The organism is Streptomyces sp. NPDC014870, assembly GCF_043081505.1.
In the GTDB taxonomy this organism is placed as follows: domain Bacteria; phylum Actinomycetota; class Actinomycetes; order Streptomycetales; family Streptomycetaceae; genus Streptomyces.
The window spans coordinates 43,629-68,283 of record NZ_JBIBWQ010000001.1; the positions used below are offsets into that span (position 1 = coordinate 43,629).

The following is a 24,655-nucleotide window of genomic DNA, read 5'->3' on the forward strand; positions in this document are numbered from 1 at the left end:
ACACGACGCTTGACCTCAACCGCGGTCGAGGTTCTAGTGTCGTGATCGCTCGGCAGCGGGTGTGCTTCTTCCCTCCCGGCCGCGCCCTTCCCGATCACGACGCTTGACCTCAACCGCGGTCGAGGTTCTAGTGTCGTGATCGCTCGGCAGCGGGTGTGCTTCTTCCCTCCCGGCCGCGCCCTTCCCGATCCCACCTCCCTCTGCCTCCCTCAGGAGTCCTGCGATGAACGCGGAAACCGCAGACGCCACGCTCAAGGCGGGCCGGCGCGAATGGCTGGGCCTGGCCGTGCTGGCCCTGCCCACGCTGCTCGTGGCGATGGACATGACCGTCCTGCATCTCGCCGTGCCTGCTCTCACCGACGACTTACGCCCGTCCACCACCCAGTTGCTGTGGTCCGTCGACATCTACGGGTTCCTCGTGGCCGGCCTGCTCATCACGATGGGCTCGGTCGGCGACCGCATCGGACGGCGCAAGCTGCTCCTGCTGGGCGCGGCCGCGTTCGGCGTCGCCTCCGTCCTCGCCTCGCTGGCCGACAGCGCGGAAGGGCTCATCGCCGCGCGGGCACTGCTCGGCGTGGCGGGGGCCACCTTGATGCCGTCCACGCTGTCACTCATCCGGACGCTGTTCCGGGATCCGGCGCAGCGCGGCGCGGCGATCGGCGTGTGGGCCATGTGCTTCGCGCTGGGCAGCATGGTGGGTCCGCTGATCGGCGGCGCCCTGCTGGAGTTCTTCTGGTGGGGTTCGGTGTTCCTGCTGGCCGTGCCGGTGATGGTGCTGCTGCTCGTCGTCGGTCCTCTCGTCCTGCCCGAGCACCGCGACACCCAGGCCGGTCGTGTGGACCTGATCAGTGCGGTGCTCTCGCTGGCCGCGACACTCTCGGTCATCTACGGACTCAAGAACGCGGCCGAGGCAGGACTGGGGTGGCGGCCCGCCGCTTTCCTGGCCGGCGGGCTCCTGGTGGGCTTCCTCTTCCTCTACCGGCAGCGGGTTCTGACCGACCCGATGCTCGACCTGCGCCTGTTCCGCAACCGCACCCTGAGCACCGCGCTGGTGATGCTGACCCTGGTCACCGTGCTGATGGCCGGATCGCAGCTGTTCATCATGCAATACCTGCAGCTGGTGCACGGCCTGTCCCCGCTGAAGGCGGGCCTGTGGTCCATCCCGACCAACATCGGCGTCATGATCGGGTCCATCTTCGGGCCCATGCTCCTCAAGACCCTCCCTCTGGGCCGGCTGCTGGCGACCGCGATGGGCGTCCTGACCGCCGGACTGCTCCTGCTCGCCCTGGTCGACGGCGCGTCGGACCTCGCACTCGTGGTCGTCGCGTCCGCGGTGATCGGGCTCGGACTCGGGCCCATGGTCGCGCTCGGCACCGACCTCATCGTCAGTGCCGCCCCGGCCGACCGGGCCGGCGCCGCCTCAGCCGTCTCCGAGACCGGCACCGAACTCGGCGCGGCCCTGGGCATCGCCCTCCTCGGCAGCGTCGGGTTCGCCGTCTACCGCTCCACCGTGGACGGCACCCTCCCGGCCGGTCTCACCCCCGAACAGGCCGCCACCGCGGAGGAAACCCTCGGCGGCGCCGTCGCCCTGGCCGGCGAACTGCCCGCCGCGCTGGGCACACAGGTACTGCACGCGGCCCGGGCCGCGTTCGTCGACGGCATCCAGGCCACCGCCCTGACCGGTGCCGTCATCGCCGCCCTCCTCGTCGCCGTCTCCCTCGTCCTGTTGCGCAACGCGACAGTCCCCGCGCCCGGCCACGACCCGGCCGAAACCGGCAGCACCGGCACCGAGACCCGGACCGCCACCCCGGCCTCCGGCGACGAGCCGGCCAAGACCGGCAGCACCAGTACCGAGACCGGCACGTCGGTCTTCGAAACCGGTCGCTGAACCACTGGACTCCCGGGGCGGGTGGGTGGCAATCCCCCGTCCGCCCCTCCCCGCCCCGGGCCCGGCACCCCGCCCCCCCCAGCGGAAATCCCGGATCAACCGCCGCCGCCGCACCGGCGAGACGCACACCCGACCGAAAGGACCCATCCATGCCGGACACAGCCGACCCCCTCCACCCCGTGAAACTCGCCGTGATCGCCGGCAGCGCCAGACCCGGCCGGCTCGCCCCCGGCATCGCCGACTGGGCAGCCGGGCACGCAGACCGGCACGGCGGCTTCACCGTCGACCTGATCGACCTGGCCAACGCCGCCCTGCCGGACTCCCTCGACCCCACCGCACCCCAGCGCGAGACACTCAGGCCACGCGTGGCCGAAGCCGACGCCTTCCTCGTGGTCGTCCCGGAATACAACCGCAGCTTCCCCGGCGTACTGAAGACCGCCCTCGACTCCTTCCACCACGAATGGCAGGCCAAGCCGGTCGGCTTCGTCTCCTACGGGCTCGGCATGTCCGGCGGGCTGCGCGCCGTCGAACAGCTCCGCCTGGTCTTCTCCGAGCTACACGCCGTCTGCGTACGCGACTGCGTCGCCCTTCCCCGGATCGGCGAATCCCTCACCCCCGACGGCCGGTTCACCGGCAACGAAGGGGACCAGGCCGGCCGCGACCAGGCCGCGAAGATCATGCTCGACCAGCTGCTGTGGTGGGCACACGCCCTGCGCAACCACAAGGCCACCCACCCCTACGGCCTGTGAGACATCGCCCGGGCATGACGATCAAGGCGTGACTAGAGTAGGCCGATCCGGCGCCTGTCGCCGGCCACCGACCTGTGCTTATGGAGAAGATGCACTATGCCCGAGCAGCCCGACGCCCAAGCGCGCCCCTTCACCGGCGAGAGCCCGCAGCTCGCCGCGCTGTTATCCACCGTCCGAGGACCGGTGATACTCCCCGGAACCGAAGACTACGACCGCGAACTGTCCGGCTACCAGACCTACGTACGCAACCAGCCGGACCTCGTCGTCGGCGCCGACGGAGCCGACGACGTACGCGCCGCCATCGCCTTCGCCACGGAACACGACCTCGCGATCTCCGTACAGGCCACCGGACACGGCGTGGCCCACGCCGCCCAAGGCGGCCTGCTCATCTCCACCCGCCGCATGAACAACGTCCAGATCGACCCCCAGGCCCGCACCGCCCGCGTAGCAGCCGGCGCGTCCTGGCGCCAGGTCATCGAACAGGCCGCCCCGCACGGACTCGCCCCCCTCAGCGGATCCTTCCCCGACGTCTGCGCCGTCTCCTACGTACTCGGAGGCGGCCTCGGCCTGGTCGCCCGCCAGTACGGATACGCCGCCGACCACGTACGCTCCCTCGACATCGTCACCGGCAACGGCACCGTACTGACCACCAACCCCGAAAACCAGCCCGACCTCTTCTGGGCACTGCGCGGCGGCGGCGGCAACTTCGGCGTCGTCACCGCCATGGAAATCGACCTCTTCCCCATCACCTCCCTCTACGGCGGACGCCTCGTCTTCGACACCCCCTACATCGAAGACACCATGAACGCCTTCGCAACCTGGGCCCACAACTGCCCCGAGGAAATGACCGCAGCCCTCAAACTCGTCCACGTACCCGACCTGGAGGCAGTCCCCGCCCTGTTCCGGGGCAAATTCCTCGCCGTCGTCCTCATCGCCCACAACGGGGACCCGCAAGAAGCGGAACAACTCGTCGAACCGCTACGGGCGGTCGGACCACGCCTCGTCGACGCACTCGCCCCCGTCCCCTACACCGAGAGCGGATCCATCCACGACGAACCGGAAGAACCCCACATCGTCTACGGCAACAGCTTCATGCTCTCCGACCTCGAACCCGCAACCGTGAAAGCCATCCTGAACACCGTCGGCGCCGACGCCCCAGCCAGCGTCATGACCGAGATCAGGCAGCTGGGCGGCGCCCTCGCGCGGGATCCGGCCACACCCAACGCCGTAAGCCACCGGGGCGCCGCCTACGCACTACGGGTCATCTCCGCACTGGAAGACGTAGGCATGGACGTAGCACAACCCGTCCACGAACAACTCGACCAGGCACTCACCCCCTGGACCCTGGGACGATCCCTCAACTTCGTCCACAGCGACGGCCGCAAACCCTCCCAGGAACAAGTCCGGTCCCTGTGGTCGAAAAACAACTACCAACGCCTCGCCCACGTGAAATCGCTACACGACCCCCGCAACCTGTTCCGCTACAACTTCAACGTGCCACCCACCCCCCACACCACAACCAACCACTAACCCCCACCCCGAAACCAACCACAAACCCCCACACATACACGGCCCGCCGACAGACCGGCCCATGAAACCGGTCAACACAAGACCGCGAACAGAACAGCAACACACCCGGCGGAAGCCCACCACAATGCCCGCCTCCGCCGGGACCCGACACCACCAACAGCCGGACACCGGACCGGCCACCCCCGGACCCGACACCCCCGAACCCGACACCACCGGACCCGACACCACCGGTGGCCGTCGGCCACCGCAGGAACCTCACCGCGCGGCAACCCGCGCCACTGCCCGGCACCCCCACCCCGCAACAGCCTGCCGCACCATCCCGCCACCGCATTCCCAGCCCGCCAACGAGCCGACCTCCCCCGCCCCCGGACACACTCGAGCAACTCCGGACCGCGGACGGCACCCTGGTCCCGGCCCCCAACCGGAAAACCCACGCCACCACGCCGCCACAACGCCGCGCCCCGCTTTCCTCTACCACCCAAGGAGTTGCGCACCGATGACATCAACACCCACCGCAACACCACAGACCACAGGAAATGCGCCGGGCCGATCGCCCGGGATCCGGCCGATCACGCTGGACGCCCTCGGCGTTCCGCTGTCCGGGCTGCTGGCCCACCCGGTCGACGAGCCGCCCCGAGCCACTATCGTCGCCCTGCACGGCGGCGGTATGCGCGCCGGCTACTTCGACGGGCAGGCAGACTCGACGCTGTCTGTGATGACCGTCGCCGCGCGCCTGGGTTTCGCCGTACTGGCCCTGGACCGGCCCGGCTACGGGGCCTCCGCCGCCCGCTTGCCCGCGGGAGGGACCCTCGCCGAGCAGGCCGCCCGCGTGTCGGCCGCCCTGGAGGCGTACGCGCGGACCCGACTCGTCGGCGCGGGCTTCCTCCTGCTCGGCCACTCCTACGGCGGCAAGCTGGCCCTGCTCATCGCCGCCGAGGGACAGCCCGCGACGGTGCTCGGGGTGGAGGTGTCCGGCTGCGGCGCCGAGTACGCCGTGCCCCACGACCAGCTGCCCGACGCGACGCGTGCCGGAAGCCTGCGGCACAACTGGGGCTCGCTGCGCCTCTACCCGGAAGGCTCCTTCACGACCCTGGCACCTCTGGTCGCCGCCCGGCCCGAGCGCGAGTGTGCCGGGGCCCTCGACTGGCCCCGCGCGTTCCCGGAGGTCGCCGCCCGCATCCGGGTGCCGGTCCGGATGACCTTCGCTGAGTACGAGTACTGGTGGCGGCACGACGACGCGGCAAGGGCGCGGATGGCACGCGCCTTCCCGGACTCGGTGGTCAGGTTCGCCGGACAGCCCGGCGCCGGACACAACATCAGCCTCGGCTGGACAGCCCGCTCCTACCACCTGGGAGTCCTCGGATTCTTCGAGGAGTGCCTGGCCGCGCACCACACTGCACCGGCGGTGAGCCCGGCCCGCACCGTCCGGACCCCGGCGTGACCGCCGCCCCTGACCTCACGCCACGGGCGCCGGCCGCCCGACGAGCGCCCCTCGGCCCGGCCGGCGTGTTCGGCCCGCTGTCCCCCACACACCTGGGCTCGACCGCCCTCGTCCTGGCCGTCGCCGTCTCCTTCGTGCTCCGTGAACGCAGCCGACCGGCCGGCCCGCAGCCCGGCGACCACGCCTGGTGGCACGGCACGGGCCCGGCCTCCCCCACCCCGTCCGTGGGGCCGGGGCTGGCGCTGGCCCTGTGCACGGCCGCCTTCTACCTGCTGCTGCCCACGCTGGTGGTCGCGGGACGGGCGGCACACAGGTGGGCCGTGCGCTCGGACGGCCGGCACGCGCTGCCGGCACGGGCGGCCTTCACCGTCACAGCCGCACTCGCCGCAGCGCTGGTATCGGCTCCGCTCGGCCTGCTCGTCGGACCTGCCGCGGGAACCGCACCGGACCGGGTGCTGAACTCCCTGGGCCCATGCGTGATCGCCACGGTACTGCTCCAGTTCGCTCTCGGCGTCCCCTGGCCGGGGGACCCGGACAACCCCCGAGGAAAGAGAAAAGAGACCCGTCATGTTCCAGCGTCGTAGTCTGCTGAAAGTCGCGGCCGCCGGAGGCGCCGCCGCCCTGGTCCCGTGGGGCAGGCTCACCGGCTCCACAGCGGCCGACGCGACACAAGGCGGCGAACTCGCCGCCTCCGTGCCGTTCGCGCACGCCATGCCCCTACCCGCCGTGCTGCACCCGACGCGCCGCACAGCCACCTCCGACCTGTACGAGATCCGCATGCGGCAGGTCCAGGCAGAGCTGGTGAAAGGCCTGCCCACCACGGTACGGACCTACGGCGGCACCTTCCCCGGTCCGACCGTCAACGCGTGGCGCGGACGCGAGGTCGTCATCCGCCAGATCAACGAACTCGACGTGCCCACGGCCGTCCACCTGCACGGCGCGCACGTCCTGTCCCAACACGACGGACTGCCGATGGACACCATCGCGCCCGGCGGCGAACGCACGTACCACTATCCCAACAAACAGCACGCCGCCTCCCTCTGGTACCACGACCACGCCCACCACCTGGAGGCAGAGAACGTCTACCGGGGACTGGCGGGGCTCTACCTGATCCGCGATCCCCGCGAGGAACTGCTGCCCCTGCCGTCCGGCGCCCACGACATTCCACTGGTCATCCGGGACGCCCGCGTGGAAGCGGACGGCTCCCTCGTCTACACCAGGCCCACCGACTGCCCGCACATGCTCGTCAACGGCAAGGAACGCCCCTACACCAAGGTGACGGCCCGCAGGTACCGGCTGCGGGTCTACAACACCTGTGTGAACCGCTACATACGGTTACGCTTCGCCGACGGCACCCCGTTCACGGTGATCGGCACGGACGGCGGACTGCTGGAAAAGCCGGTCCAGACAGAAGACCTGCTGATGCTCGGCGGCGAACGCGCCGAGATCGTGGTGGACTTCTCCCGCTACCGCCCAGGAACCTCGATCGTGCTGGAGAACACCGCCGCCCTGAGCACGGAACGGCCCGAGATACTCCGGTTCGACATCACACGCACCGCCGTGGACCTGTCCCACGTCCCGCACCGACTCACCTGGCGACCGCCACTGCCGACACCCACCGTGGAGCGGTCCTTCGAACTCCGCACCTTCCCCCAGATGACCATCAACGGACAGGTCTACGACCCGAACCGGGTCGACGTCACCACGCGACTGGGGACCACCGAGCTGTGGACCATCACCAACGCAGAGGCCCCGACCCCCGCCGGACGGCCCGACTTCCACCTGTGGCACAGCTTCCACACCCACCTGACCTACTTCCGCGTGGTCCAGCGCAACGGAAACCCGGCAGGCCCCCGCGACTCCGGCCTGAAGGACACCGTCACCCTGGCCCCCGGCGAAACCGTCAAAATCAAGATGACGTGGGGCCCCTACACCGGCCAGTACCTCTACCACTGCCACCAACTCGGCCACTCATCCGGCGGCCAAATGGGCCGCATCGACATCGTCGACTAAACCGAACCCCGCGGACCGTCTCTCCGGCCAGAGACCTCAACAAGCTACCCGCGAAACACAGAGCCACATGAGTGTTGACCCGTGGCGTGGTTCACGCAGCTGACGGGCGGGAGTCCGTCCCGTGCGGTGTGGCAGGCAGCTTCCTCTGGTCCGCCCCATGACCTGAACGGAGAACAGGCAATGCGACGCGTCATGGGTCGGACCTTCGCGTCCTTGGCCGTGCCCAACTTCCGGATGTTCGCCGCCGGACAACTGGTGTCCGTGGCGGGAACCTGGATGATGGTGGTGGCGCAGGACTGGCTGGTGCTGTCGATGACGGGCGACTCCCCCGGCGCGTTGGGCGTGGTGACGGCCCTGCAGTTCGCACCGTTGCTGCTGCTGACCCTCTACGCGGGCGGGCTCGCCGACCGGCACGACAAGCGGCGACTGTTGGTCGCCGCGAACACGGTGTCCGGTGTACTGGCGGGAGCGCTTGCCGCGCTGGTACTCACCGGACACGTGCAGCTGTGGCACGTGTACCTGTTCGCGCTCGCCCTGGGCTCGGTCAACGCCGTGGAGGTACCGGCCCGGATGTCGTTCGTCAGCGAGCTCGTGGGGCCGCGGCTGCTGCCCAACGCCTCGGCGTTGAGCGCCGCGTACTTCAACCTCGCCAGGGTGGGAGGTCCGGCCGTCGCGGGGCTGATGGTGGGCTGGTGGGGCACCGGGCCGGTGATGCTGGTCAACGCGGTCAGCTATGTGGGGACGGTGGTGGGGCTGCTCCTGATCCAGCCCGCGGCCCTGCACCGGGCGCAGCGCCGGCCGGGTGCCGCCCGGGTCGCGGACGGCATCCGCCATGTACGGCAGCGACGGGACCTGATGCTACCGATGGCGCTGGTCGCGGTGATCGGGATGGTCGGTTTCAACTTCCACCTGACACTACCCCTGCTGGCGAAAACGGTCCTCGACACCGATGCAGCGGCCTTCGGGCTGCTGACCACCGCTCTGGCGGTCGGCTCGCTGGCCGCCGCCCTCGTCACCACCGCCCGCCGCGGACGGCCCACACTCCGACACGTCCTGGCAGCGGCGCTCCTCTTCGGTCTGCTCGAGGCGCTGGCCGGATTGATGCCCGGCTACGGCGCGGCGTTGGTCACGCTGGCCGGCGTGGGCTTCGCCTCGGTGTATTTCGCGCAAGCCGCGAACCATCACATCCAACTGGGCACCGATCCTGCCTACCGCGGTCGGATCATGGCCCTCTACACGCTGGTGTTCCAGGGCACGACCCCAGTGGGCGCATTGCTGACCGCAGTGATCTGCGAGGTATACGGGGTACGTTGGGCGATGGTCGCCGCAGGCGCCGTCTGCGCGGCCGCGGCCGCGGCCTGCCAGGTAGCCGACCGCCGCATTGGTACCAGCCTCGACCGGCCGACACCCACCCGGGAAGATAGCCCCGTGACACCAGCCGAGGAATCCGGCGCCGACCGGAGCGCCGCAGACCACTGAGACAACCCGCGCGGGCGCATCCCTGGATCTCCTCGACGAGGTCCAGACCCACTCGGGATCTCTCAGAGCCCGGGTCAGATCGTCTGGTGTCACACGCAGGCACCCGCCGTTCATCGCGCTCTCCGCAGCTCATCAACAAAGCCACCCGCTATATGACCGGACTGTCACAAGATCTGCGCTGTGGAACGTCACCGTCTCGGCAGTCGTCTCGGGAGGCGGCGGGGCCACCAGCCCCGATAGACGTATGCGAGCAGGCAAGGCTGACCAGGATGACGACGGAAGCAGTTTCGGGTGGAGGCGCGCGGTCTCCGGAGCACGAGAACGATGCGGAGACAGCAGCTGCGGCTGACGACCGTCGGACTCACGCGCAGGCAACCGTCACGGGGAGGGAGCGCCCCGCCGGGGGGCCGTCGGAGTCCGACGGCCCCTCAGAGGTGGAGGAGGACGCTCCGGAACCTCGCAGCGACGCTTCCCTTGTGCCCGGCTCCACCGAGGACGACGCGCACCCTCGTGAGGACGCGAGACCCACGGGTGCTCGGGAGGACGAAGCCCGGCCCGAGGCGGGCTCATGCGACGCGGAGGGTGGCTCCGTCCCCGCCGATGGGGCCCACGCCCCGGGCACGTCCGGCGTCGAAGCGCCGCGCCGGGGCGAGGACCGGACCGGTTCCGAGGAAGGCTCCGACGCCACCCGGCCCACAGCGGCCGAGCCCGAGACCGGATCGCCGGGCCCAAACGGCGAGCCCGGTTCCGCCGCAGCCGGCCGCCGACCTGCCGTGGACCAGGCCACCGCCGTCCTGCGCACCGTCACCCCCGCATCCGGGCAGAGTCCCGCACCGATCGGCGCGCGTGCTGGGGACGCACCCGGTCGGGCCGTTCCCTCGTGGGCGCGGTTCGAGAAGGACGACCAGAACACCGACCCCCTCCCCGTACCGGCGGCTCCGATCCCGGCGGCTCCCGCCCCCGCCCCGCGCCCTTTCGAGCCCACGGCCGTTGACATGCCGGGGACCGGGCGTTCCGCCGGGGCACCGCGCGGCCTGCTCGCCCAGCCGACCGACACCCCTCCCCCGGCTCAGGCTCCGCGCCGCAGCGCGGCGCGGCGGGCCAAGGTCTGGATCCCTCTCCTGCTGCTCCTCGCCGGTGCCGCGGCCGGTGCCCAGCTGCTGCGTCCGCTGCCCGCGCCGCAGCTCGTCGCCACCGAGCAGAGCCACAGCGTGGAAGGCCGGCTCTCCATCCCCTGGCCCGAGGAAGGCCAGGGGGCCGTACGCCTCCCCGGCACGGGGACGATCGCCACGTTCGGTGCGCAGAAGCCCGTTCCGACAGCCAGCGTCGCCAAAATCATGACCGCGTACGTCGTGCTCAAGGACCATCCCCTGCGCAAGGGCGAGACCGGTCCCACCATCACCGTCGATGCCAAGACGGTCGCCGAAGGCCGGTCCGAGAACGAGTCACGCATCACGGGGCTCACCGAGGGCAGTACGTTCAGCCAGCTCGACATGCTGAAGATGCTGATGATCCCTTCCGGCAACAACGCCGCCCGACTGCTGGCGCGCTGGTCGACCGGCAGCGATTCCGAGGCCGCCTTCGTGGACAGGATGAACGCCGCCGCCCACGAACTCGGCATGAACAACACCACCTACACCGACCCGAGCGGCCTGGACGCCGGCACCGTCAGCACGGCGGTCGACCAGCTCAAGCTCGCCGAGGCGGTGATGAAGGACGACGTGTTCCGCTCCGTGGTCGCCCTGCCCGACGCCGAGATCAAGAACCTGTCCCAGCGGCTGATCAACAACAACACCCTCCTCAACGCACCCGAGTTGAGCATCCGCGGCATCAAGACCGGATCGAGCACCCCGGCCGGCGGCGCACTGGTCTGGGCGGGCTACAAGTCCGTCGGTGAGGAGACCCCCCTGATCCTGGGTGCTCTGATGGACCAGCGCGTAGACGGCCCGGATCCCAACGCGACCAGGAGCCTGGCCCTGGTGCTGGCCAACAGCAAGAAGGTCGTCGAGTCCGTCCGCAGCGCCCTCACTTCGGCCCAGGTGGTGCGGAAGGGCGAGACGGTCGGGTACGTCGACGACGGGCTCGGCGGCCACACACCGCTCGTGGCGGCAGCGGACCTGACCGTCGTCGCCGCCCCGGGGCAGACGCTGCGCCTGGCACTGGGCCGTAGCAGCGGGGAGGGCACGAAGGCCGCGGTTCCGCGCACGGCCGCGGCGGGTACCGAGGTGGGTGTGCTGAGCGTGGGCGAAGGTACGGGTCTCAGGAGCGTGCCGGTCGTGGTCGGCCGTGAACTCGCCGAACCGTCGATCGGCACCCGGCTCACCCGCATCGGCTGACCGGTCCGACAGGGGCACACCGGATCGCGGCGGCCCGCGACGCCGCGGACGATGCCGGCGTTCCGTTGTTCATCAACGCCCGCATCGACACCCATCGCCTACCGCCCGGTGACCGCTCTGCCTGGCTGGACGAGACGCTCGCCCGCGCACGCGCCTACGGGGCAGCCGGCGCGGACGGCATCTTCGTTCTCGGCACACCCGACGCCCGGACGGTCAGCACGCTCGTCGGCTCTCAACCACTGCCTGTCAACGTCCTCGCCGGACCCGGTTCACTCCCCGTGCCCGAACTCGCCGCCGCGGGAGCCGCGCGCATCAGCGCGGGATACTCGATCGCCGAGGCGGCCTACGGGCTGGTGGAGCGAGCCGCTCGCGAACTACTGAAGAAGGGCACGGCGACCACACTGGAGGGCGGCTTCGACTACGCGGGTCTCAACGCGCTGCTCCTGTCCTGACCCACGTGCAAAGACGCGGCTTGGAGCGCGGCCGGGCCGCGCGGTGCGTTGTCCCGGCAAACTGTTTGCGCCGGCGGCGTCGTCGGATGCGAGGCTTGCTCCATGAACGACTCTGCACCCCATTCTTCCCGCTCCTTCGACGAGCTCGTCACGGAAGCCGACGAGGCCCCTGTGGAGGGCTGGGACTTCTCTTGGCTGGAGGGCCGGGCCACCGAACAGCGCCCCTCGTGGGGATACCAGCGGTTGATGAGCGAGCGCCTGAGCCGTGCCAGGGCCGCGCTCGACATCCAGACGGGCGGCGGTGAAGTCCTGGCGGGGGTGGCGAAGCTGCCGCCGACGATGGTGGCCACGGAGTCGTGGCCACCCAACGTCGACAAGGCGACTCGTCTGCTGCACCCGCAGGGTGCGGTCGTGGTCGCCGACGCCGACGAACCGCCGCTGCCGTTCGCCGACGCCGCCTTCGACCTGGTGACAAGCCGCCACCCGGTGACCGTGTGGTGGCACGAGATCGCTCGCGTTCTCGAGCCGGGCGGAACGTACCTGTCCCAACAGGTGGGCCACGCGAGCGTCTTCGAAGTCGTCGAGTTCTTCCTCGGCCCGCAACCCGAGGAGGCACGCCGCGACCGGCACCCCGACGACGCGCGACACAGCGCCGAGGCGGCGGGGCTGCAGGTCGTGGACCTGCGCTTCGAGCGGCTGCGCACCGAGTTCCACGATGTCGGCGCGGTGGTCTACTTCCTGCGCAAGGTGATCTGGATGGTTCCCGGCTTCACCGTCGACGGCTACCGCGACCGCCTGCGCGAGCTACATGCGCTCATCACGGCAGAGGGTCCGTTCGTCGCCCACACGACACGCTTCCTGATCGAGGCACGCAAGCCTTCACACCTCCGATGACTCCGTCTGCCGCGTCAGGCAAGACAGCACGGCCGGCGCGCCGAGGCCGGCAGCCGCGCCCGCCAGCCGGCCCGCGCCCCGCTCATCGCAGTGCCTCACGCCGCGTGTTGCCCGGCTCAGCCCTCCCGTTCCTCCGGAGAGAGGCCGGGCGAGGTGTCGAGACCGAGGGTTGCCAAGCGGGATGTGATCGCGCCTTCATTTCGTCCGAACTCCGCGACCACATCAGACAGGGAAGCTCCTTGCTCGTGGCGTTCGGCAAGTCGTGTGTCCTCCTCGGGTGTCCAGCGGCGATAGGCGCGGGGGTGGGTACGGCGGATCTCCTCGACCGAATAGGTACGCTCCGCGACCGGTTGCGGCTGTGGCCGTGGCCGTGGAACGACCTGGTCGGCAGGGAAGGGAGCCAGGCCCAGTTGGTGCAGTTTGAAGCGGACGGAGCGCTCCGTGCGGTCGAGGCGGCGGGCGATGTGAGTAGGGTCTTCGCCGGCAGCGTGGTGGGCTGTGAGGAGTTCGAGGTCCTCGGGCGTCCAGGGCTGTCCGTGACGTACGGCTCCGACCGACGGTGCCGGCGTGACCTCGGCGACCGTGTTCACGGGACTGTCGGCGGGCTGCGCGGTGGGTTGCCTGAGAGGCATCCTGGTCCTGATGAACATCGCCCCCGCCCACGGGAGAGGGGGCGTCGCTCTGATCGCCGGCTTCACGAGGGCCCGTGACGGCGGTGGACCGGAACGCGGCGAGCGTGATGTCGCGCTCGGCACGGCCTTCGCCCGGTGGGGAACTGTCGGCGGGATCCGCGGCCATGGCGTCCGGGCCGGGCAGCTGACGCGTCCGGGGATTGTGGGCACGGTTACGGGCGATCGGGATGCGGTGGCCGGTATCACGCGTGCTCATCCGCGGCGTCGGCACCCTGTGGTTGCCCAGTCTCCTCCCTTCCAACCGGGCGCGAAGAGCGTCGTGAAGGAGCTCCATGGTCAGGTACGGCTGTTCCTCAGCACGGCTGCCGTCCTTGAGCAGCCCTGTGTGCCCCTGCGAGAGAAGGCCGGTGAGCGCGAGCGTGAAGACACTGCCGTCCGGCTGACTCAGCGACTTCTCCGTGGCTGCCGCCGAAGTGAGCACGCAGGTACCAGGCACGTCGAAGGGCGGGGGCTCGACGTCCTCACCGTCCATGTGCGCCAGACCGCTCCAGCAGCAATCGATGATCACCACCTTGTGCCGCGCCCGGGCACCGGACACGATCGTACGGACGTCTTCGTAGTCCACCGAGTGGTAGGTACGTTCGATGCTCGACGCCGTAGTCGCCAGCAACAGGTTGCCGTTGTTCCCGTGGTGGCCGTGACCCGCGTAGTAGACGAGCAGGAGGTGCTCGGCTTCTTCGGCCGCGTCGTGCAGGGCGTCGAGCATCGCGCTCGGTGAAGCGTCCGGGCGAACCGTCGCGCAGCACTTCGACGGCAGCGAGCAGATGTCCGGCGCCGTCAATACCTTCAGGAGCGCGGGCACGTTGTGCCGGACGCCGGGAAGAGCCGGAAGGTGCAGGAACTCGTGGACGCCGAACAGAACCGCCCGCGAGGCGTCCGCCTCCTCAGGCCTCACTCCGCGTCGAGGCCGTCAGACCCATCGCGGGCCAGTTCCTTCAACAGGCCTGCCAGATCGTCAGCGGAGAGATGGCTGATATCCACCGAGGCCGAGCCGTGTTCGAGCATGCGCACCCCGCTCCGTGGCCGGCCCTGGGTCTTCGCCTCGCGCCACGCGGCGTACGCCACCGCGAAGTTGGCGATCGCGACACCGTTGCTCAGAACGATGTCCAGGACCTCCAGCGCACTCATCGTCGACGCCCCGTGCGGGGCGACCGGAGTCACGGGCAAGCGCGCCGTCCCGGGATCCTGCCGCAGCCACGCATACAGGTCCGTCAGGCCCAGCTCGTCACCGTCGGCCAAGACCCTGATTCGCACAGAACACCCCCGGGATACACCGGCCCCGCAACGCCAACAGGTGCGGAACCACATCGCGTTGCAGCGTACTCCGACTCGTGGATCAAGGAGAAAACGTTGACCCGATGCCGCCATCCGGGCCACGGCCGTTGAGCAGTTCCTGACGGGTGCTCATCGGCACGTGAGGGTTCCGACCGAAGGAGCCTCTTCCACCACCCTGTTCCCAAGGCAGCGAAGCTGCGGCGCGGAAAGACGCCGGCGGGCTGCTGCCGCCGGACCGCCCGGGCGCTTGCGGGCTGCTCGCAGGGGCGCGGCGCGGGCTGCGGCCGCGCTCCTTGGATCGGACCTGTGATCCATGCCGGCGGGCGCGCCGGCGCTCCCCGTCCGGCGGAAACCATCCGATGCCGGTTCGGCGATGCTGACCTCTGGGCCTCACCGATGCGCCACGCGTTTCCCTGCCACTCGACGGTGGTGCCGATGCAACTCGCGGCAACGACGCGTCTGAGATTCGACTCGGCGGGTGGTGCCGACGCGGGAGGGGGAAGCAAACGGCCCAGTCCGGCGTGCGGCATATGCCACTGTCGAGGACGGTGGTGGGGTCCCTGGATGGCAACGCGAAGGCCCGAGCCGCAGAGGAGGCGCAGTGGCTGTGACACCTCTGATTCGGATTCCGCTGGACGGCGGGGGCTCTGTACTGGTGGAACAACCTGGTCTGCCGGACGGGGGGCCGGTGAAGGCCGGCCGCGTCGGTGACGCCGTACGCGAGCTTCCGGCCACACTGGAAGGAGCACTCGAGCCGGTCACGGAGGCCGCCCGAATCGCCCTCGCGCAGCTGCGCAAGGCCCGTCCCGACGGGATCATCATCGAGTTCGGTGTCGACCTGGCCTTCGAGGCCGGGGCCGTGATCACCAAGAGCCAGGCCGGCTGTCATCTGAAGGTGACCGTGTCCTGGAGGGACGGCGGCTCCGATCACCCGCACACGCCCCCGAGTGAGGGCGGACAGCCGTGACCAGTGCGCGCAGTACATCCGACGACGGCATCTCATCCGATCTTCCAACGGCCGTGGCCCAGATCCTCACCCCGGACGGCCGAGTGGCCGGCACGGGATTCCTGGTGGCCGAGGGCGTCGTGGTCACCTGCGCGCACGTCGTCGAAGCGGCCGGCGGCGGGCCCGGCGCGGAGGTCCTGCTGGCCTTTCCGCACGTGGTGGGCGTCGACCAGCTGGCGGGCACCGTACCGGAGGAACTGTGGCGTTCCGTCGAGGGCGAGGACGTGGCCTTCGTCCGGCTGGGCGGTACGCCGGCCGGGGCGCGCGTCCTGTCGCTCGGCTCCTCGGAGGGCTGCCGGGGGCACAAGGTGCGCTCGTTCGGCTTCCCCGCACAGGCTCCGCCGGAAGGACACCTCGGCTTCGGCGAGACCGGCGATCTGCTGCCCGCCACGGACGGGCGGGGCGCGCATCTTCAGCTGACCGACGCCAACGACCTCACGACCGGCTTCAGCGGTGGGCCCGTCCTCGACGAGGTGACCGGCCTGGTCATCGGCATGCTCACCGAGATCACGGCCCCCGACGCGTACGAACGGGGGCTGAGCATCGCGTACGCCACTCCCACCCAGGTCATGCGCGAGATCCTGCCGGAACTGGCCGAGCGCGAGGTGTGCCCGTACCGGGGTCTGGAGCCGTTCACCGCCGAGCACGCCCGGTGGTTCCAGGGCCGGTCGGAGGCCGTACGGCAGGTGCTGGCGAACCTGGGCCGGCAACGGCGGCTGACGCTGCTGCTCGGACCGTCCGGGTCGGGCAAGTCGTCGCTGATCCAGGCCGGGGTGCTGCACTCGCTGGCGGAGGGAGAACTGCCGCGCAGCGACCGGTGGCTTCCGGTGCTGGCGCGGCCCAGACAGGACATGCTCGCCGAGATCGAGCGGGCGGGGTTGCCCGGGGCGAGCAGTGACGGCATCACGGCGGCGGTCAACCGCAGGCTGGCGGCCGAACCTTCCTGCCAGCGCGTCCTGCTGATCATCGACCAGTTCGAAGAGCTTCTCGTGCAGACCAAGAACGGTCGGCTGCGGGACATGCTGAACGTCGTCGACGAGGTCACCTCGGCCGCCGACGAGTACACCAAGATCACCATGATCCTTGTCATGCGGGACGATTTCTATCCGCAACTGGCCGCTCTCGCCCCGAGGCTGCTGGACGCGGCGATGCCGGGGCTCCTCAATGTGCCGGGCACCCTCAGCCAGCAGGATCTGCACGGCATCATCGTCCTGCCCGCCGAGGATGTGGGGCTGCACTTCCAGCCCGGGCTGCCCGAACGGATCATCGGTGACGTCCTGGACATCACCACCGAGTCGGCCGTCACCCGCCAGGCACCCGTCACCGTGCTGCCGCTGCTGGAGATGACACTCCAGCAGCTGTGGAACCGGCGGCAGGACGGCTATCTCACCCACGATGCGTACCGGCGCATCGGAGAGGTCAGCGGAAGCGTGACCACGTGGTGCGACAGCGCGCTCGACGAGTTGTCTCCCTCCCAACGGGACATCGCGCGGAGGGCGCTGACCTCCCTTGTGCACCCCGCCGACCCCAGCCACCACATCACCGCCGTACGCACCCAGGTCCCCCTCCACGAGCTGCGGGATCTGGCGGCCGCCCCGGGCGACAACGGCGAGCGGGCGGCCGTCGATTCGGTCATCGCCGCGCTCACCCGACGCCGCATCATCACCACCCAGACGCTCGGGGCCCCACCGCGCCCCGGTGGAACACCCGGGGAACCGGTGGCCGAGCTGATCCACGAGGCGCTCATCCGCGACTGGGGCGCACTACGGGAATGGGTCGACCAGGACCACCGCTTCCAGGAGTGGCTCGACCGTACCCGTGATCGCCAGTCCCGCTGGGCGACCGAGAAGGACCAGGGGGACCTGCTCGGCGGGACGGCGCTGGCGGAGGGCGTCGAGTGGTCCGAGCAGCGGCGGCTGCCGGCGGACCTCGCGGAGTTCCTGACGGCGAGCAGTGAGCGCCAGCGGGCCGCGATCCGGCGCAGCCGTGTGCTCAACGGCGTCCTCGGGGGGCTGCTGGTGCTGGCGCTTCTGGCGGCGGGGGGTGCGGTGTGGCAGTGGCACAAGGTGGGCAGCGAGAAGGAGGCTGCGTTGTCACGGCAGCTCGCCGCGCGGTCCGACGAACTGTTCTACACCAACCCGGAGCTTGCCGCGCTGCTGGCGGTGAAGGCGTACAGCACCAGTCACACGTCCGAGGCGACCGAGAGCTTGCGCGACGCAGGTGCCTTGCCGGCCCACCGTCGTCTGTCCGACCACACCGGCGAGGTGCGCGCTGTGGCGTACAGCCCCGACCGCCGCACGCTCGCCACCGCCGGCGCCGACAGGACGATCCGCCTGTGGGACACGGTCACGGGCAAGAGCCGCACCACGCTGAAGGGACACAGTGATGGGGTGAATGCCGTGGCCTTCAGTCCCGACGGTCGCACACTCGCCACCGCAGGTGCGGACAGGACGATCCGGCTCTGGGACACGGACACGGGCACGGCACGCGCCACACTCGAAGGACACTCACAGGGGGTGACGTCGGTGGCCTTCAGCCCCGACGGCCGCACACTCGCCACCGCCGGCGCCGACTCCACCGCACGACTGTGGGAGGCGTCCGGTGGCAAAGCCCTGGCGACACTCAAAGGGCACACTCAGGGGCTGACGTCGGTGGCCTTCCGCCCGGACGGCCGCACACTCGCCACAGGTGGCGCCGACAAGACGGTCCGTCTCTGGGACATGGGCACCCGCAGGACCCGCACCACGCTCAACGAGCACACACAGCCGGTGACATCGGTGGTCTACAGCCCGGACGGCAAAACGCTCGCCACTGCGGATGACTACGAGGTCCATCTGAGGGACGGGGACACGGGCAAGAGCCGCACCACGCTCGACGGCGCGGCGTCCCAGCTGGCCTTCAGCCCGGACGGCAGGAAGCTCGCCGCCGCGAGCGACCGCTACGTATGGCTCTGGAACCCCACCACCGGCACAGCCGGAGCCACGCTCACCGGGCACTCGAACGGCATTCTCGGGCTGGCGTTCAGTCGGGACGGCCGCACGCTCGCCACTGCCGGACGGGACGAGACGGTCCGCGTGTGGGATGCGAATCCGCCGGACAACGGCACCACGCTCAAGGGGCATGACGGCGCGGTGTCGGCGGTGGCCTACAGCCCCGATGGCAGCACAGTCGCCACGGCGGGCGCCGACAAGACCGTCCGTCTCTGGGACACGACCACGGGCAGGACCCGCGCGACGCTCAAAGCGCACAGTGGCGAGGTGAAGGCGGTGGACTTCAGTCCCGATGGCCGAACGCTCGCCACCGCCGGCGATGACGGCGCTGTCCGGCTCTGGGACACAGCCACACGCAAGCTCCGCAAGACACTCGCAGGACATGGCGGCACCGTGTGGGGGGTGGCCTTCCATCGTGACGGCCGGACACTCGCCACCGCCAGCGCCGACTCCACCGCACGGCTGTGGGACACGACCACGGGCAAGACCCGCACCACGTTCAGGGGCCACGGTGACGAGGTGAATGCGGTGGCCTTCAGCCCGGACGGCCGCACACTCGCCACCGCCAGCGACGACTCCACCGCACGGCTGTGGGACACAACCACCGGCAAGGCCCGCACCACCTTCACGGGGCACAATGCCGAAGTGTGGGCAGTGGCCTTCAGCCCCGACGGCCGCATGCTCGCGACGGGCAGCGCCGACGGAACGGCTCTGCTGCTCGATCCGACCACAGGTGGAACGCGTACCACCCTGACCGAGCACGCCTCATGGGTGAACGGTGTGGCCTTCAGCCCCGACGGCCGCACGCTCGCCACCGCCGGCGATGACGGCGCTGTCCGGCTCTGGGACACAGCCAGCGGCGAGCCTCGAACCGTACTCACCGACGACGTGATCATGATGTCCTTGGACTTCAGCCCCAACGGCCGCACGATCGTCTCCACGAGTGACGACGGGACCGTCCGCCTGAGGGACGTGGCCACCTCCTCCGAACCCGCCGAGGCCATCGAGCACGTCTGCCGCGTCTTCGGCCGCGACTTCACTCCGGAGGAACGCGCGGCCTACCTTTCCGGCGAGTCGGAGGCATCCGGCTGCCCCTGACCCCCCGAGAGACCTCAGCAGGCTTCGGCCCAGTCGTGCGACGGGGAGTTGCCAGAGTCGAGCCGGACCGTGCCCGCACGACCGCCGCGATGATGGGAAGTACGGTCCGCCTGGATGGCGAACCATAGCTGTCTGTTCATCACTGCTTACTGAATGCGCCTGACGAGTCGGCCTGCCGCTTCCGGTGCTGCCCAACCGGCGGAGCGGCTTCGTCACCGATCCGGCGGCGCCGAACGGGCACGCGGATGGCGGTCTGGCCGGGCGGCGAGGCCGGTGTCGTAGCCTTGTCACCATCGCGGACACCCAGCGTCCTGCGGCTCTGGGCGCGGCCGGGCCGGCACGGGTAGGAGAGCAGCATGGACAACACCTTCTGGCTCATCGCCGTCGTGGTTCTCCTGGTCCTGGTGGCGGGGTTCGCGATTGCCCTTCTCGTACGCGTCTTCCAGGCGCGCAAGCTGCTCCTGGACGCGGGTGTCCCGTTGCAGTCGAAGGCCCTGTTCTGGGCCGCGGTGGTCTACACGATCTCGCCGATCGACCTGATTCCGGATCCGGTCTATCTGGACGACATCGGCGTGCTTCTGGTGGCCCTGAAGGCGCTGCACGCGGCGGTCGGCAAGGCGGGGGCGGACCGCGACAGCCTGCCGGGCTGAGCGACGCCCGGACTCGGGCACGAGCAGGTGGGGCGGGATCGGCAGGCCTGTCCACGAAGGAAAAAGCGGCCCGACAATTCAGAAGTCGCGCCCGCGGCCACCAACCCCACTCCAGTCCGGTTCCGACTTCCGCTCGGGGCCACGTTCGACTTCCCTGATCGGCCCGGCTGCCTGCGGACGTCGTCGGAAAGACGAGGGCGACGACGGAGGGGGCCTGCCCCCCCACTTTGCGTAAGCTCATCAATACGTACTGAGATTGCGCGTCTGCGCTCATGACAAGGGCGCGTTGTCCCGCAGCTGGAAGGAAAGGAAGAGCGCTCCCCATGAAATACACCGTCTCCATCGAGATCGCCCTGCCGCGGGGCGAAGTGGCCAAGCTGCTCGCCGACCCGGCGCAGCTGCCGAAATGGCTGCGGGGCCTGGTCCTGCACGAGCCGCTCAGTGGGGAGCACGGGCAGCTCGGCACCACGTCGCGCGTCGTGCTGCAGATGGGCCGGCGGAAAGTCGAGTGCACGGAGACCATCACTCGCCGGGAACCTGCAGACCTGCGCGACATCGCGAATACGGGCACCGTTCACTTCGACCGCGAGATCGTCGGCGAGGGCATGTGGAGCGCCGTGCGCGACCGGCTCACCGAAGCCGGCCCGGAGACGACGCTCTGGGAAAGCGAGAACGAATACCGGTTCAGCGGCTTCATGATGAAGCTCGTCGGACTTCTGATGCCCGGCGCATTCCGCAAGCAGTCGCTACAGCACATGCAGGACTTCAAGGCGTTCGCCGAGCAGGGAAAGGATGTACGCGGGGCATGACGCCGACAACCCCCGTGGCGATTTCCCCGTAACCCCGGCCGCGCCCGGCGGCCCCTCGCGTAGCCACCAGGGTCGCCGTGGACTCGGCGGCGGATGGCGCGCCATCGGCGCGGGCCGTGGCCGCCGCACGCCACGAAGTAGGGGCACGGTCCTTGTCGGGCGCGCCCCCGCGCCGGTGTGCGTCCGGTCGTCTGCGACCGCGGGGACGTGCGGTCGGGCCTGACGCGGCGGCGGAGGCGAAACTTCCGTTTTGGGTACGCCAGTTGAAGGGTGAAGCAGTCTGCGAGGCATTTGGGGGTTCGAGTGTTTAAGATCACTTCGCGATGATTCAGGTTTATCTGATCTTGAGCGGGTTTGACTGATTTCTTACCCCTGGCTGGCTGGATCTTGGCCACGTTAGGTTCCCCTTCACATTGCTTTCACAGCCCGTACACAGGTGGCTCGTGAAGAGCTGCCGGGGGGAAGGACAGCGCGTGACTGCGCAATTCAAGGGGGGCCGGTGGCTGGGCGTACTGCTCGGCTCCGCGCTTGTGATGGGGATGGCGGCACCCGTGGTGTACGCCGAGGAACGGGAGCCGGCGCTCCCCGACGTCAACTCCGTGACCCAGGAGGCCGTTCAGGCGGCGAAGGAGACCGGTCGACCGGTCGAGGACATCTCGCAGCGCGGGGTCGCCGAGCGGGTCTTCGCGGAACCGGAGGGCGGCTTCACCGCCGAGTTCTCCGCCGCGCCCCGCTGGGTCCCGCGGGGCGACGGGACCTGGCAGGACCTCGACACCACATTGGAGGTCAAGCCGGACGGCTCGGTGGGGCCCAAGGCCGCGCTGATCGACGTGGAGTTCTCCGGTGGTGGGGCCGACCCGCTCGTGGAGGTCAGGGACTCCGGCCGCAGCGCCGGCCTGAAGTGGCCGAATGGCCTGCCGGAGCCCGTCCTCGTCGGCGACGTCGCCGAGTACAGGGCGGTCTTCCCCGGCGTCGACCTCCAGATGAAGGCCACCGCCGAGGGCTTCCAGCAGGTCCTCGTCGTGCGCACCGAGGCGGCCGCGGCCGACCCCGCCCTGGCCGGCATCCGCCTGGAGCAGGACAACGACGGACTGCGGATCGGCGAGAACGCCGAGGGCGGGCTGCTCGTCAGCGACGGCACCACGGGCGAGGTCGTCTTCTCCGGAGGCACCCCGCTGATGTGGGACTCCGGCAGCGAGACAGCCGCGCTGGCCGCCCCGGCGGGCGTCGTGAAGGACGCCCTTCTCGAGGACCCCGCCGCGGCCCCGATGCCCGGCGACGACCAGGCCGAGGTCGCCATGGAGGTCGACACCCGGTCCGTCACCCTGAGGCCGGACCCCGAGCTGCTCGCCTCCGCCGACGCGGCCGACCTCCCGCTGTACATCGATCCGCCACTGGCCGTGGAGAAGCCCACCGCCCCCGGCAAGCGGTCCTTCTACACGTGGGCGAACAGCGACTCGCCGAGCACCGAGTACGCCAACTTCGACGACGACAAGGGAGTCGGCCGCTGCACCAGCGGCGGCTGCGGCTCCGCCTACGTCGGCCGGATGTACTTCGAGTTCAACCTCGACGGCTGGGAGAACCGGAAGATCTACGACGCCACCTTCAGCGTCTACGAGACCTTCTCCTACTCCTGCAGCCCGAGCTGGGTGAACCTCCACCGCGTCGACGAGACGAAGCTCTCCACCGCCACCAACTGGGGCAACAAGCCCGCCGACGGCGACCTCATGGGCGACCGCCACGTCGCCTACGGCAACGAGCAGTTCGGCTGCGAGAACGGCACCGTCAACTTCAACGACAACCCGGAGGAGACGAACGAGAACCTCACCGCCAGCGTCCGCTCGAAGGCGGCCGCGGGCGGCTCGATCGCCTTCTCCCTGCGGGCCGCCGACGAGGACGCGGCGGGCGGCTGGAAGCGGTTCAAGGGCGACAGCGGCACGCTCCGGATCTACTACAACACCCTCCCCGGCAAGCCCTCCGGCGAGAAGACGACCAGCCCGACGACCGCGTGCGTCACGGGTTCCAGCCGCCCCTGGGTCAACCAGAACGACACGACCCCGGTGCTCACCGTCACGGCCGCCGACGCCGACCCGCACAACATCAAGGTCACCTTCCAGGCCTGGGACATGGTGCCGAACGCGGACGACGTCAAGGTGTACGGCGACCTGGTGACCGGCTACGAGCCGGACGGTGCCTTCGAGAAGGGCATCCCCAGCGGCCAGCTCAAGCACGGCCACACCTACCACTGGCACGCCCAGGCCAGCGACGGCATCGACGCGGGCCCGTGGTCGGACTGGTGCGAGTTCGGTGTCGACACCGAGGATCCCGACAAGCCCGCCGTCGCCCTGCCGTCGGCCGAGAACATCAAGGCCGGCCAGTCCATGCCCTTCACCCTCAGGGCGAACGGCAACAAGGACTCGGTGTACGGCAACGACGTCCAGTACTACCTGTGGGGACTGAACGACTCCACCCCGGCCGCCAAGGTCGATCCCGCGGCCCTCGGGGCCGACGGAGCCGCGTCCGTGGCCATCCCCAAGTTCGGGCTGCACACGCTGTACTTCCAGAGCGTCGACCGCGCGGGGAACGCCAGCACGGTCGAGAAGGTGACCTTCCAGGCCGGCCGGAGCTGCGCCGACCCCTCGGCCGAGTCCTGCACGGTCGGCTCGTACCGCTTCGACGAGACGACCGGCACGGTCGCCGCCGACTCCTCCGGTGTCGGTACGGACGACAAGGCCCCGCTGACGGTCAGCGGCGGCTCCTGGGTGGCGGGCGCGGACCCCGCGGCCGCCACGGACAAGGCCGTCCGGTTCGACGGCATCGCCGCCGACCACGCCACCGGCCCCAGCCGCGTCGACACGAGCAAGAGCTTCACCGTCTCGGCCTGGGCCAAGGTCACGGACGCCACCGCGAACCGGGCCGTGGTCAGCCAGTCCGGCTCGGTCGGCAACGGCTTCTCGCTCTACTGGTCCACCACGTACGGCTGGACCCTCGCCCGGCACCGGCTCGACTCCGGCACCGAAGCCGCGCGCGCTTACGCGGGTCTGGCCCAGAGCACGCCGCACGTGGGGAAGTGGACGCATCTGGCCGGTGTCTTCGACCCGACCAGGAACACGATCACCCTCTACGTCAACGGCGAAGAGGCCGGCGTCGACCACGTCATCCCGTCCACCGACGGAGGCACCACGTGGGACCCGACCAAGACCTGGAACGCCACCGGGGGGCTCCAGGTGGGCCGGGCGAAGTGGGCGGGGGCCTTCACCGACCCCTTCAAGGGCGACATCGACGACGTGCGGGTCTACCCGACCGTCCTCGACCGCAGTGACATCAGCCGCCTCGCGTCCCAGAGCTGAGCT

At 70.1% G+C, this 24,655-nt stretch carries 17 protein-coding genes and 1 pseudogene; 15 read left to right on the top strand and 3 right to left on the bottom strand.

What is annotated here, in order from left to right; all coding sequences use genetic code 11:
• Nucleotides 1-223: 223 nt before the first annotated feature.
• From ACF09C_RS00215 to ACF09C_RS00260, 10 genes are all read left to right on the top strand, one after another.
• Nucleotides 224-1,888, top strand: coding sequence for an MFS transporter (locus ACF09C_RS00215; protein ID WP_392086913.1), 1,665 nt, complete (start codon nucleotides 224-226; stop codon nucleotides 1,886-1,888).
• A gap of 149 nt (nucleotides 1,889-2,037) precedes the next feature.
• On the top strand, nucleotides 2,038-2,637 hold the full coding sequence (locus ACF09C_RS00220; RefSeq protein WP_392086916.1) for an NADPH-dependent FMN reductase: 600 nt from the start codon (nucleotides 2,038-2,040) through the stop codon (nucleotides 2,635-2,637).
• Between the two features lie 96 nt (nucleotides 2,638-2,733).
• The gene (locus ACF09C_RS00225; protein ID WP_392086918.1) at nucleotides 2,734-4,167 is read left to right on the top strand and encodes an FAD-binding oxidoreductase; all 1,434 of its coding nucleotides are present in this window, start codon (nucleotides 2,734-2,736) and stop codon (nucleotides 4,165-4,167) included.
• Nucleotides 4,168-4,663: 496 nt separating this feature from the next.
• Nucleotides 4,664-5,608: an alpha/beta hydrolase gene (locus tag ACF09C_RS00230; RefSeq protein ID WP_392086921.1), complete on the top strand. Its 945-nt coding sequence runs from the start codon at nucleotides 4,664-4,666 to the stop codon at nucleotides 5,606-5,608.
• Nucleotides 5,605-6,192 carry a hypothetical protein gene (locus ACF09C_RS00235; protein ID WP_392086923.1) on the top strand — a complete coding sequence of 196 codons (588 nt, stop codon included), beginning with the start codon at nucleotides 5,605-5,607 and terminating at the stop codon, nucleotides 6,190-6,192. The genes ACF09C_RS00230 and ACF09C_RS00235 overlap by 4 nt, the downstream gene beginning before the upstream one ends.
• On the top strand, nucleotides 6,176-7,621 hold the full coding sequence (locus ACF09C_RS00240; protein WP_392086925.1) for a multicopper oxidase family protein: 1,446 nt from the start codon (nucleotides 6,176-6,178) through the stop codon (nucleotides 7,619-7,621). Before ACF09C_RS00235 ends, ACF09C_RS00240 begins: the two co-directional genes overlap by 17 nt.
• A 213-nt stretch (nucleotides 7,622-7,834) precedes the next feature.
• Nucleotides 7,835-9,100, top strand: a complete 1,266-nt coding sequence (locus tag ACF09C_RS00245; RefSeq protein WP_392086927.1) for an MFS transporter — start codon at nucleotides 7,835-7,837, stop codon at nucleotides 9,098-9,100.
• 995 nt (nucleotides 9,101-10,095) lie between these two features.
• Nucleotides 10,096-11,436 (top strand): D-alanyl-D-alanine carboxypeptidase family protein, encoded by a 1,341-nt coding sequence (locus tag ACF09C_RS00250; protein ID WP_392086929.1) that lies wholly within the window; start codon nucleotides 10,096-10,098, stop codon nucleotides 11,434-11,436.
• Between the two features lie 23 nt (nucleotides 11,437-11,459).
• Nucleotides 11,460-11,888, top strand: coding sequence for an isocitrate lyase/phosphoenolpyruvate mutase family protein (locus tag ACF09C_RS00255; protein WP_392088596.1), 429 nt, complete (start codon nucleotides 11,460-11,462; stop codon nucleotides 11,886-11,888).
• Nucleotides 11,889-11,990: 102 nt separating this feature from the next.
• Nucleotides 11,991-12,782, top strand: a complete 792-nt coding sequence (locus ACF09C_RS00260; RefSeq protein ID WP_392086931.1) for a class I SAM-dependent methyltransferase — start codon at nucleotides 11,991-11,993, stop codon at nucleotides 12,780-12,782.
• 116 nt (nucleotides 12,783-12,898) lie between these two features.
• On the opposite strand, the gene ACF09C_RS00265 is transcribed toward ACF09C_RS00260, so the two are convergent.
• From ACF09C_RS00265 to ACF09C_RS00275, 3 genes and pseudogenes are all read right to left on the bottom strand, one after another.
• Nucleotides 12,899-13,372, bottom strand: a complete 474-nt coding sequence (locus tag ACF09C_RS00265; RefSeq protein ID WP_392088707.1) for an SANT/Myb-like DNA-binding domain-containing protein — start codon at nucleotides 13,370-13,372, stop codon at nucleotides 12,899-12,901.
• A gap of 487 nt (nucleotides 13,373-13,859) precedes the next feature.
• Nucleotides 13,860-14,369, bottom strand: a pseudogene (locus tag ACF09C_RS00270) (caspase family protein); the annotation flags it as partial.
• Nucleotides 14,366-14,713, bottom strand: a complete 348-nt coding sequence (locus ACF09C_RS00275; RefSeq protein ID WP_392086933.1) for a hypothetical protein — start codon at nucleotides 14,711-14,713, stop codon at nucleotides 14,366-14,368. The pseudogene ACF09C_RS00270 and the gene ACF09C_RS00275, both read right to left, overlap by 4 nt.
• A gap of 643 nt (nucleotides 14,714-15,356) precedes the next feature.
• On the opposite strand from ACF09C_RS00275, the gene ACF09C_RS00280 reads away from it, so the two are divergent.
• From ACF09C_RS00280 to ACF09C_RS00300, 5 genes are all read left to right on the top strand, one after another.
• Nucleotides 15,357-15,716, top strand: coding sequence for a CU044_2847 family protein (locus ACF09C_RS00280; protein WP_392086935.1), 360 nt, complete (start codon nucleotides 15,357-15,359; stop codon nucleotides 15,714-15,716).
• A gap of 53 nt (nucleotides 15,717-15,769) precedes the next feature.
• Nucleotides 15,770-19,843 (top strand): trypsin-like peptidase domain-containing protein, encoded by a 4,074-nt coding sequence (locus ACF09C_RS00285; RefSeq protein WP_392086938.1) that lies wholly within the window; start codon nucleotides 15,770-15,772, stop codon nucleotides 19,841-19,843.
• A 356-nt stretch (nucleotides 19,844-20,199) separates the two neighbouring features.
• A complete protein-coding gene (locus ACF09C_RS00290) occupies nucleotides 20,200-20,493 on the top strand; it encodes a YkvA family protein (protein ID WP_392086940.1) in 294 nt (97 codons plus the stop codon).
• 323 nt (nucleotides 20,494-20,816) lie between these two features.
• Nucleotides 20,817-21,302 carry an SRPBCC family protein gene (locus ACF09C_RS00295; protein WP_392086941.1) on the top strand — a complete coding sequence of 162 codons (486 nt, stop codon included), beginning with the start codon at nucleotides 20,817-20,819 and terminating at the stop codon, nucleotides 21,300-21,302.
• Between the two features lie 473 nt (nucleotides 21,303-21,775).
• Nucleotides 21,776-24,652 carry a LamG-like jellyroll fold domain-containing protein gene (locus ACF09C_RS00300; protein WP_392086943.1) on the top strand — a complete coding sequence of 959 codons (2,877 nt, stop codon included), beginning with the start codon at nucleotides 21,776-21,778 and terminating at the stop codon, nucleotides 24,650-24,652.
• The last annotated feature ends 3 nt before the right edge of the window (nucleotides 24,653-24,655 follow it).

Excerpts from the sequence above, each read along its gene's own strand:
- ACF09C_RS00215 (WP_392086913.1), top strand. The coding sequence starts at position 224 with ATGAACGCGGAAACCGCAGACGCCACGCTCAAGGCGGGCCGGCGCGAA.
- ACF09C_RS00220 (WP_392086916.1), top strand. The coding sequence starts at position 2,038 with ATGCCGGACACAGCCGACCCCCTCCACCCCGTGAAACTCGCCGTGATC.
- ACF09C_RS00225 (WP_392086918.1), top strand. The coding sequence starts at position 2,734 with ATGCCCGAGCAGCCCGACGCCCAAGCGCGCCCCTTCACCGGCGAGAGC.
- ACF09C_RS00230 (WP_392086921.1), top strand. The coding sequence starts at position 4,664 with ATGACATCAACACCCACCGCAACACCACAGACCACAGGAAATGCGCCG.
- ACF09C_RS00240 (WP_392086925.1), top strand. The coding sequence starts at position 6,176 with ATGTTCCAGCGTCGTAGTCTGCTGAAAGTCGCGGCCGCCGGAGGCGCC.
- ACF09C_RS00250 (WP_392086929.1), top strand. The coding sequence starts at position 10,096 with ATGCCGGGGACCGGGCGTTCCGCCGGGGCACCGCGCGGCCTGCTCGCC.
- ACF09C_RS00260 (WP_392086931.1), top strand. The coding sequence starts at position 11,991 with ATGAACGACTCTGCACCCCATTCTTCCCGCTCCTTCGACGAGCTCGTC.
- ACF09C_RS00290 (WP_392086940.1), top strand. The coding sequence starts at position 20,200 with ATGGACAACACCTTCTGGCTCATCGCCGTCGTGGTTCTCCTGGTCCTG.
- ACF09C_RS00295 (WP_392086941.1), top strand. The coding sequence starts at position 20,817 with ATGAAATACACCGTCTCCATCGAGATCGCCCTGCCGCGGGGCGAAGTG.